The sequence below is a fragment of the Phytobacter diazotrophicus genome (assembly GCF_052061655.1).
GTDB lineage: Bacteria > Pseudomonadota > Gammaproteobacteria > Enterobacterales > Enterobacteriaceae > Phytobacter > Phytobacter diazotrophicus.
The window spans coordinates 2,963,308-2,982,888 of sequence record NZ_CM125428.1 but is presented as its reverse complement, the minus strand read 5'-3'; the positions used below and the strand labels follow the sequence as shown (position 1 = coordinate 2,982,888).

Genomic DNA, 19,581 nt, shown 5'->3' with positions numbered 1-19,581 from the left:
CGAGGCCATGGCCTCGCGTTTTTGTTTAATCGATCAGATGGTATTTTTCAGACAGTTCATGCGCCAGATATTTGAACATATTGAACACCGCAGTGCTTTTCCCGGTCGGCAGCCCCTGTTCATCCAGAAAATACTCGCCGCTGAACACCAGCACCCCGTTGCGCTGGCTTACGCCGGTTGCTTCAATGCCGGACAGTGTGTCTTCATGGTCGCGGATAAGTTGGTTTGCCAGCTCAAGCAGAGACTGACGATCGATAGGTTGCTTAGTCGGCTCCATTTCGCCCCTCCTTAAAAATTTAACAAGTTTACGCCCCACGCGGCCCAGGGGCAAATTTTCCCTGCGCAGGCAAGGGGTTTCCCGTTACGGTAGTGCTGGCGTGATTCGAATTTGCATGCTAATAAAGTTGCGTAACAAATTTTATCAGGTACAGTGTGACCCTTTCGTCAATCTGGCAACAGATTTGCTTGACATTCGACCGTAAAATCGTCGTGCTGTATCGTAAACTAGCGAAAAAGCCTGTTAACTCAATCATCTGCTAGCGATTACTTTCGCTTATGGTCAAGAAAAGGGTTGATATCCATTGTCGCCACCGCAATATCATTGGCTCGTCGCCAGCGGAAGGTGAATCAATGTGCGACGTATTCCTGGAAGAATTTTATTAGGTAAAGGTGAATATGGGTAAAGCTCTCGTCATCGTTGAGTCCCCGGCAAAAGCCAAAACGATCAATAAGTATCTGGGTAATGACTACGTGGTGAAATCCAGCGTAGGTCATATCCGCGATTTGCCGACCAGTGGCTCAGCACCTAAAAAGAGCGCTGACTCTGCCTCCACCAAAACGGCTAAAAAGCCTAAAAAGGATGAACGCGGCGCTCTCGTCAATCGCATGGGCATTGACCCATGGCACAACTGGGATGCGCACTATGAAGTGCTTCCCGGAAAAGAGAAGGTGGTTTCTGAGCTGAAATCGCTCGCTGAAAAAGCCGACCATATCTATCTCGCAACCGACCTTGACCGCGAAGGGGAAGCCATTGCATGGCACCTGCGGGAAGTGATCGGTGGCGATGAAACGCGCTATAGCCGCGTGGTGTTTAACGAAATCACCAAAAATGCGATTCGCCAGGCGTTCGAAAAGCCGGGCGAGCTGAACATTGATCGTGTGAATGCTCAGCAGGCGCGGCGCTTTATGGACCGCGTGGTGGGTTACATGGTTTCTCCACTGTTGTGGAAGAAGATTGCCCGTGGCCTGTCAGCGGGCCGTGTTCAGTCGGTTGCTGTGCGTCTGGTGGTTGAGCGTGAACGAGAAATTAAAGCCTTCGTTCCGGAAGAGTACTGGGAAGTTGATGCTAATGCCGCAACGCCGGGTGGCGATTCTCTGCCACTCCAGGTGACGCACGAAGGGGATAAACCTTTCCGTCCGGTTAACCGCGAACAAACGATGGCGGCGGTTAGCCTGCTCGAAAAAGCCCGTTACACGGTGCTTGAGCGGGAAGACAAGCCGACCAGCAGCAAGCCGGGCGCACCGTTTATTACTTCCACATTGCAGCAGGCGGCAAGTACTCGTCTTGGCTTCGGCGTGAAGAAAACCATGATGATGGCCCAGCGTCTGTACGAAGCGGGTTACATCACTTATATGCGTACTGACTCCACCAACCTGAGTCAGGATGCGGTCAGCATGGTGCGCACCTTTATTGGTGATAAGTACGGCAAAAAATACCTGCCGGAAAATGCCAACCAGTACGCCAGCAAAGAGAACTCTCAGGAAGCGCACGAAGCGATTCGTCCCTCCGATGTTGGTGTTGAGGCTGACGCCCTTAAAGATATGGAAACTGATGCGCAGAAACTGTATCAACTGATCTGGCGCCAGTTTGTCGCCTGTCAAATGACGCCGGCGCAATACGACTCCACCACCATTACCGTGGGCGCGGGTGATTATCGCCTGAAAGCACGCGGTCGCATTTTGCGTTTTGATGGCTGGACGAAGGTGATGCCAGCGCTGCGCAAAGGCGATGAAGACCGTACGCTGCCAGCGGTAAATACGGGTGATGTCCTGTCGCTTATCGACCTGACACCAGCTCAGCACTTTACCAAACCGCCTGCACGTTTTAGTGAAGCGTCACTGGTTAAAGAGCTGGAAAAACGTGGCATTGGCCGTCCGTCAACGTATGCGTCGATCATTTCGACCATTCAGGACCGTGGCTATGTGCGCGTGGAAAACCGTCGCTTCTATGCGGAAAAAATGGGTGAAATTGTTACCGACCGTCTGGAAGAGAACTTCCGTGAGTTGATGAATTACGATTTCACCGCGCAGATGGAAGACCGTCTCGACCAGGTGGCAAACCACGAAGCGGAATGGAAGAAAGTACTGGACAGTTTCTTCGGCGATTTCTCCCGTCAACTTGACCAGGCAGAAAGAGATCCGGATGAAGGCGGCATGCGCCCGAATCAGATGGTGCTTACCAGCATTGATTGCCCGACTTGCGGTCGTAAGATGGGGATCCGTACTGCCAGTACCGGGGTGTTCCTCGGTTGCTCCGGTTATGCACTTTCACCAAAAGAGCGCTGTAAAACCACCATTAACCTGGTGCCGGAAAACGAAGTATTGAACGTGCTGGAAGGCGACGACGCGGAAACCAATGCGCTGCGCGCCAAACGCCGTTGTACTAAGTGCGGTACGGCGATGGACAGCTACCTGATCGATCCGAAACGTAAACTACATGTTTGCGGTAATAACCCGACCTGTGACGGTTATGAAATCGAAGAGGGCGAGTTCCGCATAAAAGGTTATGACGGCCCGGTGGTTGAGTGTGAAAAATGTGGCTCTGAAATGCACCTGAAAATGGGGCGTTTCGGTAAGTACATGGCCTGTACCAACGACGACTGCAAAAACACGCGTAAGATCCTGCGTAATGGCGAAGTCGCGCCACCGAAAGAAGATCCGGTTCCGTTGCCGGAACTACCGTGCGAAAAATCTGACGCGTATTTCGTTCTGCGTGACGGCGCCGCCGGGGTTTTCCTTGCGGCTAACACCTTCCCGAAATCGCGCGAAACGCGTGCACCGTTAGTGGAAGAGTTATATCGCTTCCGCGATCGTTTGCCGGAAAAACTGCGTTATCTGGCGGATGCGCCGCAGCAGGATCCGGAAGGGAATAAGACCATTGTCCGTTTTAGTCGTAAAACGAAACAGCAGTATGTTGCGTCGGAAAAAGACGGCAAAGCGACAAACTGGTCGGCGTTTTACGTTGATGGGAAATGGGCGGAAGCCAAAAAATAACGCTGTAAGATTAATAGCTTAAATTGAGGGCCGGTTATCCGGCCCTTTTTTTATAACCCGGTTATTATTTTTTGTTCGAATCTATACATAGATGATATAAATGTTATAGTGGTTATAGTTAAATCCTTTTTTATTATGAAATCGTCTTAAACGATTGCCCGTTTGCGCGAATTTGGATGGTCTTTCATGAAATTACAGCAGCTTCGCTATATCGTTGAAGTGGTGAACCATAATCTCAACGTCTCCTCAACGGCTGAAGGCCTTTATACCTCTCAGCCAGGCATCAGTAAGCAAGTTCGCATGCTTGAAGATGAACTGGGGATCCAGATCTTTGCCCGCAGCGGTAAACACCTCACGCAGGTAACGCCAGCCGGACAGGAAATCATCCGTATTGCCCGCGAAGTTCTCTCTAAAGTTGATGCCATTAAATCGGTGGCGGGGGAACATACCTGGCCGGATAAAGGCTCGCTCTATGTTGCGACCACCCATACGCAGGCGCGTTATGCTTTACCCAACGTGATTAAGGGATTTATCGAACGTTATCCCAGGGTCTCGTTACATATGCATCAGGGATCGCCAACGCAAATTGCGGAAGCTGTCTCCAAAGGTAATGCGGATTTTGCTATCGCTACCGAAGCACTGCATCTCTATGACGACCTGGTGATGCTTCCGTGTTATCACTGGAATCGCTCGATTGTGGTTACCCCGGATCATCCTCTGGCAGGTAAGCCGTCGGTGTCGATTGAGGAGCTGGCGCAATATCCGCTGGTGACATACACCTTTGGTTTTACCGGGCGTTCTGAGCTGGATACCGCCTTCAACCGGGCAGGGCTGTCGCCGCGTATTGTCTTTACGGCGACCGATGCGGACGTTATCAAAACCTATGTGCGTCTGGGGCTTGGTGTAGGGGTCATTGCCAGTATGGCGGTCGACCCGCTATCTGACCCGGATTTGGTGAAACTGGATGCGCAGGAAATTTTCAGCCACAGTACGACCAAAATCGGTTTTCGTCGCAGCACGTTCTTGCGCAGCTACATGTATGATTTCATTCAGCGCTTTGCGCCACACCTGACGCGTGATGTGGTTGACGCCGCCGTGGCGTTACGCTCGAACGAAGATATTGAGGCGATGTTTAAGGACATTAAACTTCCGGAAAAATAATCGTTAACGGGGTGGCCTTTTATAGTAAAAGGAGCCCCTTAACCTTCCCTAAGTCGAATTATTGTTATCATTCTCTTATTTCCCTCTCATACTTTTGCCTGATTGATTTTCACTTCCGTTACATAATCTGTCATAAATTTGCGACAAACATAGAAACTAAATTGCCCCTTCGCAAATTTTTCACTTCAATAATTTATTTGCGGTCAAAAGATTAAATATTCTTTGAACAGGATGCGTAAATTCACTAGCTTTTCGGCTAAAGTTTCTTTAGGATTTATCTCATCCATGATTAATTGTACCGATTGTTGGTGCCTAAAATGATAAGTGATGTCGATTGTACGAGGTTAGCAATGCCATCAGGAAGCGAAGAACCGCAAAGGGACCCGCAGCTCAAGCGTAAAGCGTGGCTGGCGGTATTTCTGGGTTCTGCCGTCTTTTGGGTAGTGGTTGCGTTAATTATCTGGAAATTCTGGGGTTAAAATGGCTGTGACAGGTCGCTCTGAGCCAGTGAAGCAAGTGTGTCATCCGCATGACAAACCGAAAGCAGCGAAACCGCAAGCTTCAACTAATGTTCCGGCGTCCTGGAAATTGACGCCACAGCAGCAAGCGTTTATTGACATCTTCGCGGAAGACGAAGTGCCAAAACAATAATTGTTATCATTAGAATTAGCGGGGTAATTATCTCGTCATTCTGATGTGTATTTGTGTACTGTTAAATAAATACACCACAGCAATAATAAATTGCGTCTCAACGCAGCTTCAATGAATACATTCTTTGGTGTGTATATGATGAATAATCGCCGTTCTGTAAAATACTGGTCATGGATGAGCGCGTTTTCTTTTTCCCTGTTGTTTTGGGGGGAGCTCATCAGGATATGGTTATCCTAATCAATTGAAAAACCTCGCTCAGGCGAGGTTTTTTGCTTTTACGCTCCAGTACTTGCCCGCCTGACCTCAAGATTTAGCCTTTTGGGTTGTTATAAAAACGTTACGACATGTTTGTGTTATCTTTAATACAGACCCTGTTAAGCATCAGGGTTTCGCTATCCCTGTTATTAAGGAGGAGCTTATGTCGTCGACCCTACGCGAAGCCAGTAAGGAAACGTTGCAGGCAGAGAATAAAACGTATCACTACTACAGCTTGCCGCTGGCCGCAAAGGAACTTGGGGATATTGCGCGTCTACCCAAGTCGCTAAAAGTATTACTCGAAAATCTCCTGCGCTGGCAGGATGACGATTCTGTCACTGAAGAAGATATCCGTGCCCTTGCGGGATGGCTGAAAACAGCCCATGCCGACCGTGAAATCGCTTACCGTCCTGCCCGCGTTTTGATGCAAGACTTTACCGGTGTCCCGGCGGTGGTCGACCTTGCCGCCATGCGTGAGGCGGTTAAACGCCTTGGTGGCGATACCGCTAAAGTGAATCCACTTTCCCCCGTTGATCTCGTTATCGACCACTCCGTCACTGTCGATCATTTTGGTGATGACGACGCTTTTGAAGAGAACGTTCGACTTGAAATGGAACGTAATCACGAGCGCTATGTTTTCCTGCGCTGGGGACAGCAGGCGTTCAGCCGTTTTAGCGTCGTACCGCCGGGAACCGGAATTTGCCACCAGGTCAACCTGGAATATCTGGGCAAAGCGGTATGGAGCGAATTACAGGATAAAGAGTGGGTGGCGTATCCGGATACCCTGGTGGGAACCGACTCGCATACCACGATGATCAACGGTCTCGGTGTGCTGGGATGGGGTGTCGGGGGGATTGAAGCGGAAGCGGCTATGCTGGGCCAGCCCGTCTCCATGCTGATTCCTGATGTGGTGGGATTCAAACTGAGCGGTAAATTACGCGAAGGGATCACCGCCACAGACCTCGTTTTGACCGTAACCCAGATGCTGCGCAAGCATGGTGTAGTGGGCAAATTCGTTGAGTTTTACGGTGATGGCCTGGACTCGCTTCCTCTGGCTGACCGGGCGACTATCGCCAATATGGCGCCGGAGTATGGCGCGACCTGTGGCTTTTTCCCGATTGATGGCGTAACGCTTGAGTACATGCGTCTTAGCGGGCGTAGCGAAGAGCAAGTAAGCCTCGTTGAAGCTTATGCCAAAGCGCAGGGGATGTGGCGTAACCCAGGCGACGAGCCCGTATTCACCAGCACGCTTGAGCTGAACATGAATGATGTTGAAGCCAGCCTGGCCGGGCCGAAACGTCCCCAGGACCGTGTGGCCCTGGGAGATGTGCCTAAAGCCTTTGCTGCCAGTACTGAACTGGAACTCAATACCGCCCAGAAGGATCGTAAGCCAGTAGAGTACGTGTTCAAAGGTGAAAAACATGAACTTCCTGACGGCGCGGTAGTGATCTCTGCGATTACCTCTTGCACCAACACATCCAACCCAAGCGTCTTGATGGCCGCGGGTTTGCTGGCAAAAAATGCGGTAAAAGCCGGGTTAAAACGCCAGCCATGGGTGAAAGCCTCACTGGCGCCAGGCTCGAAAGTGGTCTCCGATTACCTCGCTCAGGCGAAACTAACGCCGTATCTCGATGAGTTGGGATTCAACCTGGTTGGGTACGGCTGTACTACCTGTATCGGTAACTCCGGGCCGCTGCCAGAACCTATCGAGCAGGCCATCAAGCAGGGGGATCTCACAGTTGGTGCGGTGCTCTCGGGTAACCGCAATTTCGAAGGGCGCATCCATCCACTGGTGAAAACCAACTGGCTGGCATCACCGCCGCTGGTGGTGGCATATGCGCTGGCGGGTAATATGAACATCAATCTGGCCACGGATCCGCTGGGCCACGATCGTAAAGGCGATCCGGTCTATCTGAAGGATATCTGGCCATCCAGCCAGGACATCGCCCGCGCCGTCGAGCAAGTCTCCACCGATATGTTCCGTAAAGAATACGCAGAAGTTTTCGAAGGGACAGCAGAATGGAAGGCGATTCAGGTGGAAAGCTCGGACACCTACGACTGGCAGAGTGATTCAACTTATATTCGGTTGTCTCCGTTCTTTGAGGATATGGAAGCGATTCCGAAACCGGTTGAGGATATTCACGGTGCGCGCATCCTGGCGATGCTCGGCGACTCCGTCACCACCGACCATATCTCACCGGCGGGTAGCATCAAAGCCGATAGCCCCGCAGGTCGTTATTTGCAAAGCCACGGCGTCGAGCGGCGGGATTTTAACTCATATGGCTCGCGTCGCGGTAACCATGAAGTCATGATGCGCGGCACATTTGCTAATATTCGCATTCGTAACGAAATGGTCCCCGGTGTGGAAGGGGGGATGACCCGTTATTTACCGGGTGAAGAAGTGGTTGCAATCTATGATGCAGCGATGCGCTACCAGCAGCAGGGTACGCCGCTTGCGGTCATTGCCGGTAAAGAGTACGGTTCCGGCTCCAGCCGTGACTGGGCGGCGAAAGGGCCGCGCCTGTTGGGTGTTCGGGTGGTCATTGCGGAGTCTTTCGAACGTATCCACCGCTCAAACCTGATTGGGATGGGCATCTTACCGCTCGAGTTCCCGCAAGGCGCAACACGTAAAACGCTGGGGCTGACCGGGGAAGAGAAACTGGATATCGCCGGGCTGAATCAGCTTAAACCCGGTGCGACCATTCCGGTGACGTTAACCCGCCCTGACGGTACGCAAGAGGTGGTGAATTGTCGCTGCCGCATTGATACGTCCACAGAACTGACCTACTACCAGAATGACGGCATTCTGCATTATGTGATCCGCAATATGCTGCATTAAACGTCCGCTATGCCGGGTGGCTGCGTGACAGTTACCCGGCATATTCAGTGTTATTCGCTCAGCAGATGACCCATCTTCGCGGCTTTGGTATCGAGATAGTGCGCATTTTTCGGGTTACGCCCGACAATTAGCGGCACACGTTCAACGATATTGATTCCGGCCTCGGTGAGGATCTCGACTTTGAGTGGGTTATTGGTCAACAGACGTACTTCATCCACACCCAGCAGTTTGAACATATCGGCGCACAGGGTGAAGTCGCGTTCGTCGGCGGCAAATCCTAGCTGATGGTTTGCTTCCACAGTGTCGTAACCCTGATCTTGCAGCGCATAGGCGCGAATCTTGTTGAGCAGACCAATATTACGACCTTCCTGGCGGTGGTACAGCAACACGCCCCGGCCTTCCTCGGCAATGTGCGTTAATGCCGCTTCGAGCTGGAAACCGCAATCGCAGCGTAAGCTGAACAGCGCGTCGCCCGTCAGGCATTCCGAATGGACTCGTGCCAGAACCGGTAACTGCCCGGAAATATCCCCAAAGACAAGTGCAACATGATCCTGCCCGGTTGCCAGTTCTTCAAAACCCACCATCAGGAAATCGCCCCATGGGGTTGGCAGTTTGGCTTCTGCCACGCGTTTAAGCTGCATGTGATTCTCCAGATTTATGCTGGCCGTCAGACGATTGGCCTTTTGTATAACGTCATTTTGCCACAATGCGCTTTACATCACTAACCACCTCCTGACGCATTGCTGTTAAAACGCACAATTCAGGCACTTTTCCCGAAAATGTTATTTATCAGTTATGATTGTGAAGCCACTGATCAAAGGAGAAGAGATGTTTTCTATTGCAAAGCGCACGACAGTCGGTGCGGGAATACTGTTAATTATGCCGGTTGTTGTATGGATATCAGGCTGGCGCTGGCAGCCTGGGGAAAGCAATGGATGGCTGCGCGCAATGTACTGGATGACGGAGACCGTGACCCAACCCTGGGGCATTATCACCCATGTGATTCTCTGCGGCTGGTTTTTGTGGTGCCTGCGTTTTCGATTAAAAGCGGCGCTCATGCTGTTTGCTATCCTGGGCTGTGCGATCCTTGCGGGCCAGGGGGTGAAATCCTGGGTGAAAGAACGAGTGCAGGAACCCAGGCCATTTGTGGTCTGGCTTGAAAAAACACATAATATTCAATCCGATGAGTTTTACCGCCTGAAACGTAAAGCGCGAAGCCAACTCGTGGAAACACAGTTGATCAATCAGGCGACTATTCCTGAGTTTTTACGTAAACACTGGCAAAACGAAACGGGGTTTGCATTCCCCTCTGGCCATACCATGTTTGCTGCCAGTTGGGCGCTCCTTGGTGTCGGTTTGCTTTGGCCTCGTCGTCGTACCTGGACCATTGCCCTATTACTGCTGTGGGCCACAAGTGTCATGGGGAGCCGATTACTGTTGGGCATGCACTGGCCTCGCGATCTGGTTGTCGCGACACTCATCTCGTGGATGCTGGTGACGATTGCCTCCTGGCTTGCGCAACGCCTGTGTGGACCCCTGACGCCACCCGTCGAAGAGAAGCAGGAAATCGCTGAAAGGGAGCAGGAAAGTTGAAATTCTGCATTTAGACCCTAAATCAGTATGAGGTGTTACGCATTTCCGTTTCCCGCCAGACGCTAAAATGGTAGTTTATAAGGCTGGATGCAGTCAGTTGAACATAACTTATTCGCTCATAACCACATAACGGGAAGTAATGTGAAATATTTACTCATTTTCTTATTGGTGCTGGCGATTTTTGTCGTTTCGGTCACGCTTGGTGCACAAAACGATCAGCAGGTGACCTTCAATTATCTGCTCGCCCAGGGCGAATATCGCATTTCAACATTACTGGCTGTTCTTTTTGCTGCTGGTTTTGTCATTGGTTGGCTGATTTGTGGTCTGTTCTGGCTGCGCGTGCGCGTTTCTCTGGCGCGTGCGGAGCGGAAAATTAAACGACTTGAGCATCAACTCGCGCCTGCTACCACGGCTGCTGTGAATCCCGGTACGCCGGTAGTAAAGGAATAATCGTATATGTTGGAGTTGTTGTTTCTGCTGTTACCTGTTGCGGCTGCATACGGCTGGTACATGGGGCGCAGAAATGCTCAACAAACTAAGCAGGATGAAGCAAACCGGCTATCGCGTGATTACGTCGCCGGGATGAACCTGCTTCTGAGCAACCAACAAGACAAGGCGGTGGACCTGTTCCTCGACATGCTCAAAGAGGATACCGGCACTGTCGAAGCCCATCTTACCCTCGGAAACCTGTTCCGCTCGCGCGGCGAAGTCGATCGCGCTATCCGAATTCACCAGACCCTGATGGAAAGCGCGTCGCTCTCCTATGACCAGCGATTGCTTGCCGTGCAGCAACTGGGCCGAGACTACATGGCCGCAGGGATGTATGACCGCGCGGAAGATATGTTCAATCAACTTGTTGATGAGACAGATTTTCGTATCAGCGCGCTTCAGCAGCTCTTGCAAATTTATCAGGCGACCAGCGACTGGCAGAAAGCCATTGATGTTGCGGAGCGGCTGGTTAAGCTTGGTAAAGATAAGCAGCGAGGCGAAATTGCCCATTTTTACTGTGAACTGGCGTTACAGCAAATGGGGAATGACGATATGGACAAGGCGATGGCCCTGCTGAAAAAAGGGGCGGCCGCCGACCGCGATAGCCCGCGCGTGTCGATCATGATGGGACGCGTGTTTATGGCGAAAGGGGAATACGCCAAAGCGGTAGAGAGCCTTCTGCGCGTCATCGACCAGGATAAAGAACTGGTCAGCGAAACGCTGGAAATGCTGCAGGTGTGTTATCAGCATCTGGGCAAACAGGATGAATGGTCCGCGTTCCTCCAGCGCTGTGTCGAAGAGAACACCGGCGCAACAGCGGAATTGATGCTGGCGGAAATTATGGAAAACCGCGAAGGGCAGGATCCTGCGCAGATGTACGTCACGCGTCAACTGCAGCGCCATCCAACGATGCGTGTTTTCCATAAATTGATGGATTACCATCTGAACGAAGCGGAAGAAGGGCGCGCAAAAGAAAGCCTGATGGTACTGCGCGATATGGTAGGCGAGCAAATTCGCAGCAAACCGCGCTATCGCTGCCATAAATGTGGTTTTACCGCCTTTACGATGTACTGGCATTGTCCGTCATGCCGTGCCTGGTCTACCGTTAAGCCTATTCGTGGTCTCGACGGGCAGTAATATTAAAAAAAAGCGCACTTTAGTTACAACATACTTATGATTTCTTTCACTCGTCCGGTTTAGCACCGCGATCTCATCGCCTGGCAGGCGAAGAATGGAGCCTGTCAATTCCGCTTTAGCACAGGTAGAATGCTCGCCGTTTATTATTCGCGCCTGAGCGGGTGCCCTCATCAAAGAAGGTCTCATCATGACGTCTACTGCTTCATCTATTTCCCGCGCGTTAACGTCTTCTCCGGTCGTGGTCGCGCTTGACTACGATAACCGTGATAAGGCTCTGGCCTTTGTTGACCGCATCAATCCCCGTGACTGCAGGCTGAAAGTCGGCAAAGAGATGTTTACGCTGTTTGGCCCGGAACTGGTTCGCGACCTGCAACAACGCGGTTTTGACGTGTTTCTGGACTTAAAATTTCATGACATTCCAAACACGGCAGCACACGCGGTAAAAGCAGCGGCAGATTTAGGTGTATGGATGGTGAACGTACATGCTTCTGGCGGTGCACGAATGATGACCGCCGCCAAAGAGGCGCTTCTCCCTTTCGGTAACGATGCGCCACTTCTTATTGCCGTCACGGTACTCACCAGTATGGAAGCCAGCGATCTGCAAGGATTAGGTATCAACGCTACCCCTGCTGAATACGCAGAACGTCTGGCGGGCCTGACTCAACAATGTGGTCTGGACGGCGTTGTCTGCTCAGCGCAAGAAGCGGTGCGCTTTAAAGCGGCTTTTGGTCAACAATTCAAACTGGTGACGCCGGGTATTCGTCCTCAGGGCAGTGAGGTGGGCGATCAGCGTCGCATTATGACCCCGGAACAGGCGCTGGCGGCCGGTGTAGACTATATGGTGATTGGTCGTCCGGTCACGCAGTCTGCTGATCCCGCGCAGACCCTGCGCGACATTAACGCATCTCTTGGCCTGGAGGCGTAATGAGCGATAACAATAGTCGTCTGGTCTATTCCACCGAAACCGGGCGAATCAATGAAGAAAAAGCTCCCGTTGAGCGCCCGAAAGGCGATGGTGTTGTGCGTATACAGCGTCAGACCAGTGGCCGTAAAGGGAAGGGGGTATGCCTGATCACCGGTGTTGAAGGTGATGACACCGCGCTTGCAACCTTAGCCGCCGAGCTCAAAAAGAAATGTGGCTGCGGTGGTTCAGTGAAAGATGGCGTTATTGAAATTCAGGGTGATAAGCGTGATTTGCTTAAATCATTACTGGAAGCGAAAGGGATGAAAGTGAAACTGGCAGGCGGGTAATATTTGTGCCTAAGAGAAAGGCCGCGATTTTCATCGCGGCCTTTTTAATACTGCTTATTCAGACCTGAAAGAAAGTATCTTTATTCTGTTTTAGATGCCGTGGTGAAACGAATTATTTACCAACCTGGTGACCGATAATACCACCAACCGCCGCGCCACCCAGTGTACCCAGCGTGCTACCATCGGTTAAGACAGCACCACCTAAAGCACCTGCGCCAGCACCGATTGCGGTATTACGATCGCGTTTAGACCAGTGACCGCATGCACTCAGAGACATTGCCAGGGTTACAGCCAGCAGAGCGGCTGCCATTTTTTTGCTTGTTAACATCATCATACTTTCTCCTGAATAGTTGATTCACGGAAAGTGTTCTCTTTAAGTATAGTGCCTTTAGCCTGTACTAAAGACTTTCCGTAAAACCTTGTGGCGCAGGTGTTACTAAATTCACGCGTGTGATAGTTACGTCCTGTTATATCGCTGAATATAATTTTACGTCTGAACATTTTTACCGGCAGGGTAAATAGTCTTAATTGGCGGGTCAGAATAGTCTCAGATATGAAGGAGATAGCCCGACTGAGCGGGCTGTTTCTATTAAAGCGAAGCGGCTGTGTCGACGATATCAACGAAAAGGCCAGATTCCTGCAACTGGCGCTGAGCATCCGCAGGGATACCCGCGTCAGTGATCACGCGATTAAAGCGGTTGCCGACGCCCAACGTATACGGATGCACCGCGCCAAATTTTGAGCTGTCTGTCAGGACAATGGCTTCATTGCCTTTTTCCAGCACCGCGTTAACCACGTCAGAGCGCATCATATCTCTTCCGGTAAAACCGGTATCAGGCAGCCAGCCATCAATGCCAATAAATGCCTTGCTGAAATGCACTTGCTGAACGTATTGCCGGGTGAGGGGGCCGACGACGCTTTCACTTTTCTTCTGATAAATACCGCCCAGCAAAATAACGTCACACAGGGCATCTTTAAGGAGATGTGCGATATAGCTGCTGACGGTAATGATAGTGATGCCACGTTGCTCACCCAGGCGACGGGCCAGCAGCGCGTTGCAGCTACCGTTTTCGATAAATACCGTTTCGCCGTCACCCACCAGTGATGCGGCGTAGTCAGCAAGCTCGCGTTTTACGGTGTAGTTATTCATCATGCGCGTTTCGACGTCATCGCTATCCAGCGGAACGGCAAAACCATGCGTACGACGCAGGTAACTCTGTTTTTCAAGGGTATTGAGATCCTGTCGGATAGTTACTTCGGAAACCCCTGTCATTTTTGACAGATCCGAAACGCTCATCCGTCCCTTATCGATTACCGTCTGCAGTATTAATTGTTGTCGGGAATTCATATCCACTACTTTCAGAGTCGTTACGTCTATTAATAAAAAGCTATAACGGCGCCATCTTCCTGTGGTCCGCTATCGCGAGAGGGTATCAGTCAGACTTCCCAGGGTGTTTTAGGGTTGCCAGCAGATGCGGATTTATCCGCGTTATCAAGGTGCTGTAATTCAGCCTTCAGAATTTCAAGGTTACGAATGGCGGATTGGTAATCGCCCGCAACCAGAATGTCCAGAACGGTATCGAGCCGTCCGGTCAGTTGCTTTACATCAATGTCAGCCATGTCTTCACCTTTATGTTTGAAAATTAACAAAATGAATGATGCAGAAAACAGTTTAAAAAGAGAAGGGGAAAAGCGAAATCTCAAAATATTATAAGTACCAATTATATATTCATTAAGTTACATACAGCTAAGGTTGCTGCTGGATTAGTCTTGCTCTGCGCACACTGCGCTTTTATTTCCGGAGGAGTAAGTCTATGACAGTTATCAACCAGGCTACGTGTAAACTTTTTACGGATAATGAACGTTTTACGCAACTTTCGGGCTACTACGAAGAAGAACGCCGCACGGTATGGATGATGTTGCGAGCTCAACCTCGGCCCTGTTTTAACCACGTGTTAATCGAAGAAATCATGAACATCTCCTGGCTTGTCCGGCAGGCGGGATTTGCCGTCGATTTCTGGGTAACGGGCTCGCTGGTTCCCGGAATGTACAACGTGGGGGGCGATCTGAACTTCTTTGTTGAGTGCATTCAAAATGGTCGCCGGGAAGCATTGCGTGCCTATGCACGTGCTTGCGTCGATTGCGTCCATGCAGCGTCGCGCGGGTTCGATACTGGCGCGATTTCGCTGGCCATGGTCGAAGGTAGTGCATTAGGCGGCGGCTTTGAAGCGGCGCTGGCGCACCATTTTGTCCTGGCGCAACGCGATGCTCGCCTCGGATTTCCGGAAATTGCCTTTAACCTGTTTCCGGGCATGGGAGGTTATTCGCTGGTTGCCCGTCGCTCAGGGATGAAACTGGCGGAGGAATTGATCTACAAAGGCGAGTCCCATACTGCAGAGTGGTATGCGCAACAGGGTCTGGTGGATGAGCTTTTTGAGCCTGGACAAAGCTACCTGGCTGTACGTACGTTTATCGATACGCTGCAACCCCGGCTCAATGGTGTCCGCGCGATGTTGCGGGCACGTCAACGCGTAATGCAGCTTCCTCGCAGTGAGCTCATGGACATTACCGAAGACTGGGTCGATGCCGCCTTCTGCCTGCAACCGAAAGACGTGGCCTATATGGAACGTCTGGTGCAGTTGCAAAACCGGCATTTATCCACCAGCCTAAGTAAAGCAAGCTAGCCCTTTTTCCGCGCCTGATAGCGCTTATACCATCGCTCGAATACGGCAGCGGGCATGGGTTTAGCAAATAAAAATCCCTGCCGTTCGTTGACGCCGTTCTTAGTAAGGAAGGCGTCTTCTTTCGCATTTTCAACCCCTTCGGCAATTACCTGTAAATTCAAGGCCTGTGCTACCGCAACAATCGCCCGCACCAGAGACTGCGAAACAGACTGTTTATGGATATCCTTAACGAAGGATTGATCGAGTTTTATCGCATCTATAGGAAAACGCGCCAGTTGTGAAAGGGAAGAGTAACCGGTACCAAAGTCGTCGAGATGTACCTGAGAGCCCAAATCACTGAACTGCTGAATCACCGACAGCGCCAGATCCTCATTTTCAATCAGACAGCTTTCTGTCAGTTCAACGTCTATCGGGCAATATTCAAAATTCAGGTCATGCAAAGCCTGTTTTAAATCGCTGAATATCGACTGATCTGCTAACTGCCGTGCAGAGACGTTTACCGCCACACGCAAATTGATGCCCTTATCGCGCCACTTCGCGACCTGACGCACGACATCAAGCATAACCCAGCGTCCCAGGGGCACAATCAGCCCTGATTCTTCTGCATAGGCAATAAAATCCTGCGGCGGAATTAACCCACGTTCCGGCGACTGCCAGCGAACCAAAGCTTCCAGGCTGCGCACTTCACCACGCCAGGTGACTTTGGGCTGATAGTGAATCACCAGTTGGTCATTATCGAGTGCTTTACGCAGGTTGGTATCCAGCCATAAATACTCGAAAACCCGCTGATTCATTTCGGGAGTGAAAACACAGAATTTCCCACGTCCGTTTTCTTTTGCGATATACATCGCGGTATCGGCGTTGCGAATAATACTTTCGCGATCGTTACCATGCTGTGGGGCGAGGGAAATCCCCAACGAACAACCGGTGTAAATCTCGATTAGGCCAATCCGGAAGGGCTGGCGCAGACGGGTGATAATACGCGAAGCCATCGCCTCCAGCGCGCTTTGCGACGAATCTGTCGCCAGGACAATAAACTCATCACCTCCCAGGCGCGCCAGGGTCTGGCCTTCGTCCAGACAGCTTAAAATCGCCAGGGCCACGGCTTGTAAAAGTTGGTCGCCGAACATATGGCCATAGGCATCGTTTACTTTTTTGAAATTATCCAGGTCCAGGTAAACGATACCAATTTGTGTGTCGCCACGATTATCAATCGCGTTGCTGATTAACTCATGAATAGCATTACGATTGGGCAACCCGGTAATGGTGTCGGTATTCGCTAAAACCCGTAAACGCTCTTGTGCCCGACGTTCTTCGGTAATATCGGTGCCGGAACAAATAAGGAAGATTTCGTTTTTTCCGCTGCCGCTGTGTACGAATTTATTGCGAAATAAGAACAGACGTTGCCCCTTTCGCGTTTTAATCCAGCGTTCGACTTCGTAAGAAGCGCCGTTACGGAAAAATTCAGAGATATTGCGTTTAGAGGCTTCGGCTTCGTTATGGCTCATAAAGAGTTTAAAAACGTTTTGCCCTATAACCTCTTGCTCTTTTAAACCCGTATATTCTTCACAAAGTCGATTAAAGCGCTGGATATTGCCATGGCGATCGAGGATGACGATTACGGAATTGGCTTCGGAAACAACCTGTTCGGCAAAGGAGAGCCCTTGAACCAGATCCCGTGCCACAGATGATGTGTCATTCCACGCTGACGCGGTTCCGGCCCACTCGGTTTTATTGATTTTGCGGCCAACTAAATGAACGGGAACATTATCGCCAAATAAAGATATATGCATAGTCAGGCTGGAAGTAATAACGGTCATTTGTCGTAGCTGTGTTGCCTGCTCATCATTAAGTGTCACCACCTGACTTGACTCAGAGTCTTCATCAGGAGCGAAATGTAATGCGTTGCTGTCAGCGGTCAATCGCCAGAATGGGCTGCTGGAACCCAGGTACCGAAACAGTAGATTCTGTTCCTGATCGTCTCTCATGCTGTCTCCCAACCCACCAAAAAGCGCAACGGTTACTCATCTAATGACGGATTAACCCCCTTAAATTAAGGGGTAATCAGGGATGAAGGTATTGTTTTTATTTACAATCTTATAATAAAACGAGTCCCGGACAAAAGAACAGCAGGCGCGAAAAAATGGATAAAGCGCCGCAAAAATGTGCAAAGTTATTTTATTGTGGTCGCTTTTAATGCTTTTTGTGAGGATTTGAAAAAAAATGAGGGTGGTATCGCTTTCACAAAGAAATTTTTGCTCCCTCTGAATAAGAGAGGGAGCAAAAGAACGTGGTTTATCAGGCAGCTGGGCGCGCGATAATACTACGGGTTTCCATACGAACTTCCGCAATCGTGACATCAATAACGTCAGTCGCTTTATAAACGGTTTCGCCTTTAATTTGCACGGTCCCGGTTTCCTGGCTGCATACTAATTCATCGCGTACTGCGTGTAGGAACGGTGCCGGGATAAATGCAATGGCACCGTTATCCACCAGACGAACACGCATGCCGCCACGGCTGATATCGATAATCTCGGCGCTAAATCGGGTTTCGGTACCGGCTTTATTCTGCAAGAAACGGGCATACAGCCAGTCACCAACATCGCGCTCCGCCATACGGTTAAGACGACGACGCTCAGCCATCTGCACGGTAGCTTCGGCCTGTGGACGTTCTGCCGTTTCACCTTTGATCACTGCTTTCAGCAGGCGATGGTTGATCATATCGCCATACTTACGAATAGGTGACGTCCAGGTGGCGTAAGCTTCGAGGCCCAGACCAAAATGTGGGCCTGGATCGATGCTGATTTCCGCAAAGGACTGGAAACGGCGAATACGACTGTCGAGGAAACCGGACGGCTGTGCGTCCAGCTCGCGACGCAGCTTACAGAAGCCATCCAGCGTCAGCACTTCTTCCGCATCAACGTGCATTCCGTGGCCTTTCAGTAGCGTGGCAAGCTGTTCACTGTTTGCCGGATCGAAGCCCAAATGCACGTTATAAATGCCAAAACCGAGCTTGTCTCGCAGCACGCGAGCCGCGCAGATATTGGCGGCAATCATTGACTCTTCCACGATACGGTTTGCGATTCGACGCGGCTCGGCAACGATATCCAGCACTTCGCCTTTTTCACCAAGAATGAAGCGATAGTCAGGACGGTCTTTGAACACCAGCGCATGTGTCTGGCGCCACTGAGAACGTGCCAGACAGACGCGATGCAGCAGACGAATTTGTGCGGCTATGGCGTCGCTCTGTGGCTGCCAGCTACCGCTGTTTTCCAGCCAGTCAGAGACCTCGTCATAAACCAGTTTGGCTTTTGACGTAATCGTCGCGGCGAAGAATTCGATATTGTCTTCGATAGCGCCTTGTGCATCCAGCGTCATGCGGCAGGCCAGGACCGGGCGAACTTCATTAGCGCGCAGTGAACACAAGTCGTCAGACAGTTCACGCGGCAGCATCGGAATGTTGAAGCCCGGCAGATAGTTGGTAAAGGAACGCACTTTGGCGATGTTATCCAGCTTGCTGCCTTCTGCGATCCACGCGGTTGGGTCGGCAATCGCAACGGTCAGTTGCAGTTTGCCTTCGGCGGTCTCTTCAACATACAGCGCATCGTCCATATCTTCAGTGCTGGCACTGTCGATGGTAACAAAATCCAGCGAGGTCAAATCGATACGCTCAAGGCCTTCATCCAGCATGGCGGTCGCTACGCCATTTGGTGCTTCTTTTTCAAGGTTATGACGCGCCAGGGTGACCCACCATGGTACAAAATGGTCGTCGCCAAAGGTGATGAATTGCGTCAGCTCAGCATAAAAGCTGCGGTCGCCTTTGAGGGGATGACGGCGCATTTCAGCAACCGCCCAGTCACCGTCTTTGAAATCGTGCGTCACGCCACGTTCAGCGCGGCAGGGGATAACATCTTTAATTAACGGATGGTCAGGAACGATAGAAAGACGGTCATCTTTCTTCTGCACCCGGCCAACAAAACGGCTCAGGAACGGCTCAACCAGCTCTTCAGGTTCAGCGGATTCGCGTTCCTTTTCGGTGTGGATCACAGCGATAATTCGATCGCCGTGCATCACTTTTTTCATCTGCGGCGGCGGAATAAAGTAGCTTTTTTGCGCATCGACTTCGAGGAAACCAAAGCCTTTTTCCGTGGCTTTAACGACACCTTCCGCACGGGGTGTTTGGGAATGAAGTTGCTGTTTTAGCTGCGCGAGCAGCGGGTTGTCCTGAAACATAATTTTGTATTTTCG

The 19,581-nt window shown here is 51.0% G+C and carries 19 protein-coding genes; 12 read left to right on the top strand and 7 right to left on the bottom strand.

The genetic code is table 11. The features are described 5' to 3' along the window. Nucleotides 1-25 precede the first annotated feature (25 nt). Nucleotides 26-277 (bottom strand): YciN family protein, encoded by a 252-nt coding sequence (locus tag ACS0RQ_RS14555; RefSeq protein WP_039076929.1) that lies wholly within the window; start codon nucleotides 275-277, stop codon nucleotides 26-28. Nucleotides 278-675: 398 nt separating this feature from the next. Here ACS0RQ_RS14555 and topA point away from each other — a divergent pair, with 398 nt between their 5' ends. From topA to acnA, 6 genes are all read left to right on the top strand, one after another. Next, nucleotides 676-3,273 (top strand): type I DNA topoisomerase, encoded by a 2,598-nt coding sequence (topA, locus tag ACS0RQ_RS14550; RefSeq protein ID WP_039076930.1) that lies wholly within the window; start codon nucleotides 676-678, stop codon nucleotides 3,271-3,273. A gap of 186 nt (nucleotides 3,274-3,459) precedes the next feature. After that, nucleotides 3,460-4,434 (top strand): HTH-type transcriptional regulator CysB, encoded by a 975-nt coding sequence (gene cysB / locus ACS0RQ_RS14545; protein ID WP_271851182.1) that lies wholly within the window; start codon nucleotides 3,460-3,462, stop codon nucleotides 4,432-4,434. A 317-nt stretch (nucleotides 4,435-4,751) separates the two neighbouring features. Next, nucleotides 4,752-4,913, top strand: coding sequence for a YmiA family putative membrane protein (locus tag ACS0RQ_RS14540; RefSeq protein ID WP_075203587.1), 162 nt, complete (start codon nucleotides 4,752-4,754; stop codon nucleotides 4,911-4,913). 1 nt (nucleotide 4,914) lies between these two features. Further along, nucleotides 4,915-5,085, top strand: coding sequence for a YciX family protein (locus tag ACS0RQ_RS14535; RefSeq protein ID WP_271851181.1), 171 nt, complete (start codon nucleotides 4,915-4,917; stop codon nucleotides 5,083-5,085). Between the two features lie 138 nt (nucleotides 5,086-5,223). After that, nucleotides 5,224-5,322 (top strand): small membrane protein YmiC, encoded by a 99-nt coding sequence (gene ymiC / locus ACS0RQ_RS14530; protein WP_334312449.1) that lies wholly within the window; start codon nucleotides 5,224-5,226, stop codon nucleotides 5,320-5,322. Nucleotides 5,323-5,503: 181 nt separating this feature from the next. Then, a complete protein-coding gene (acnA, locus tag ACS0RQ_RS14525; RefSeq protein WP_271851180.1) occupies nucleotides 5,504-8,179 on the top strand; it encodes an aconitate hydratase AcnA in 2,676 nt (891 codons plus the stop codon). A 50-nt stretch (nucleotides 8,180-8,229) separates the two neighbouring features. Here acnA and ribA read toward each other — a convergent pair whose 3' ends face one another. Next, complete coding sequence (gene ribA / locus ACS0RQ_RS14520) at nucleotides 8,230-8,820, bottom strand: GTP cyclohydrolase II (RefSeq protein ID WP_039076933.1); 591 nt, start codon at nucleotides 8,818-8,820, stop codon at nucleotides 8,230-8,232. Between the two features lie 187 nt (nucleotides 8,821-9,007). Between ribA and pgpB the strand changes: the two genes are divergently transcribed. The 5 genes from pgpB (at nucleotide 9,008) to yciH (ending at nucleotide 12,649) form a co-directional block, all read left to right on the top strand. Further along, entirely contained in the window at nucleotides 9,008-9,772 is a 765-nt protein-coding gene (pgpB, locus tag ACS0RQ_RS14515; RefSeq protein WP_271851179.1) for a phosphatidylglycerophosphatase B, read from the top strand. 141 nt (nucleotides 9,773-9,913) lie between these two features. After that, the gene (locus ACS0RQ_RS14510) at nucleotides 9,914-10,222 is read left to right on the top strand and encodes a LapA family protein (protein WP_039076935.1); all 309 of its coding nucleotides are present in this window, start codon (nucleotides 9,914-9,916) and stop codon (nucleotides 10,220-10,222) included. A gap of 6 nt (nucleotides 10,223-10,228) precedes the next feature. Then, nucleotides 10,229-11,398 carry a lipopolysaccharide assembly protein LapB gene (lapB, locus tag ACS0RQ_RS14505; RefSeq protein WP_271851178.1) on the top strand — a complete coding sequence of 390 codons (1,170 nt, stop codon included), beginning with the start codon at nucleotides 10,229-10,231 and terminating at the stop codon, nucleotides 11,396-11,398. A 187-nt stretch (nucleotides 11,399-11,585) separates the two neighbouring features. Further along, entirely contained in the window at nucleotides 11,586-12,323 is a 738-nt protein-coding gene (gene pyrF, locus ACS0RQ_RS14500) for an orotidine-5'-phosphate decarboxylase (RefSeq protein WP_271851177.1), read from the top strand. Then, complete coding sequence (gene yciH / locus ACS0RQ_RS14495; RefSeq protein WP_271851176.1) at nucleotides 12,323-12,649, top strand: stress response translation initiation inhibitor YciH; 327 nt, start codon at nucleotides 12,323-12,325, stop codon at nucleotides 12,647-12,649. The genes pyrF and yciH overlap by 1 nt, the downstream gene beginning before the upstream one ends. Nucleotides 12,650-12,761: 112 nt before the next feature. On the opposite strand, the gene osmB is transcribed toward yciH, so the two are convergent. The 3 genes from osmB to yciZ all read right to left on the bottom strand — a co-directional run bounded on the left by osmB (nucleotide 12,762) and on the right by yciZ (nucleotide 14,269). Continuing rightward, nucleotides 12,762-12,980, bottom strand: coding sequence for an osmotically-inducible lipoprotein OsmB (gene osmB, locus ACS0RQ_RS14490; RefSeq protein WP_039076988.1), 219 nt, complete (start codon nucleotides 12,978-12,980; stop codon nucleotides 12,762-12,764). A 258-nt stretch (nucleotides 12,981-13,238) separates the two neighbouring features. Further along, a complete protein-coding gene (gene yciT / locus ACS0RQ_RS14485) occupies nucleotides 13,239-13,997 on the bottom strand; it encodes a DNA-binding transcriptional regulator YciT (RefSeq protein ID WP_271851175.1) in 759 nt (252 codons plus the stop codon). A gap of 89 nt (nucleotides 13,998-14,086) precedes the next feature. Beyond that, nucleotides 14,087-14,269: a protein YciZ/DeoL gene (gene yciZ, locus ACS0RQ_RS14480; RefSeq protein ID WP_047370475.1), complete on the bottom strand. Its 183-nt coding sequence runs from the start codon at nucleotides 14,267-14,269 to the stop codon at nucleotides 14,087-14,089. A 194-nt stretch (nucleotides 14,270-14,463) separates the two neighbouring features. Here yciZ and ACS0RQ_RS14475 point away from each other — a divergent pair, with 194 nt between their 5' ends. After that, the gene (locus tag ACS0RQ_RS14475; protein WP_271851174.1) at nucleotides 14,464-15,333 is read left to right on the top strand and encodes a crotonase/enoyl-CoA hydratase family protein; all 870 of its coding nucleotides are present in this window, start codon (nucleotides 14,464-14,466) and stop codon (nucleotides 15,331-15,333) included. Here the strand turns inward: ACS0RQ_RS14475 and pdeR are convergent. Further along, nucleotides 15,330-17,321, bottom strand: coding sequence for a cyclic di-GMP phosphodiesterase (pdeR, locus tag ACS0RQ_RS14470; RefSeq protein WP_271851173.1), 1,992 nt, complete (start codon nucleotides 17,319-17,321; stop codon nucleotides 15,330-15,332). The genes ACS0RQ_RS14475 and pdeR overlap by 4 nt on opposite strands. Before the next feature lie 310 nt (nucleotides 17,322-17,631). Beyond that, nucleotides 17,632-19,566, bottom strand: a complete 1,935-nt coding sequence (locus ACS0RQ_RS14465) for an exoribonuclease II (protein WP_271851172.1) — start codon at nucleotides 19,564-19,566, stop codon at nucleotides 17,632-17,634. Between the last annotated feature and the right edge of the window lie 15 nt (nucleotides 19,567-19,581).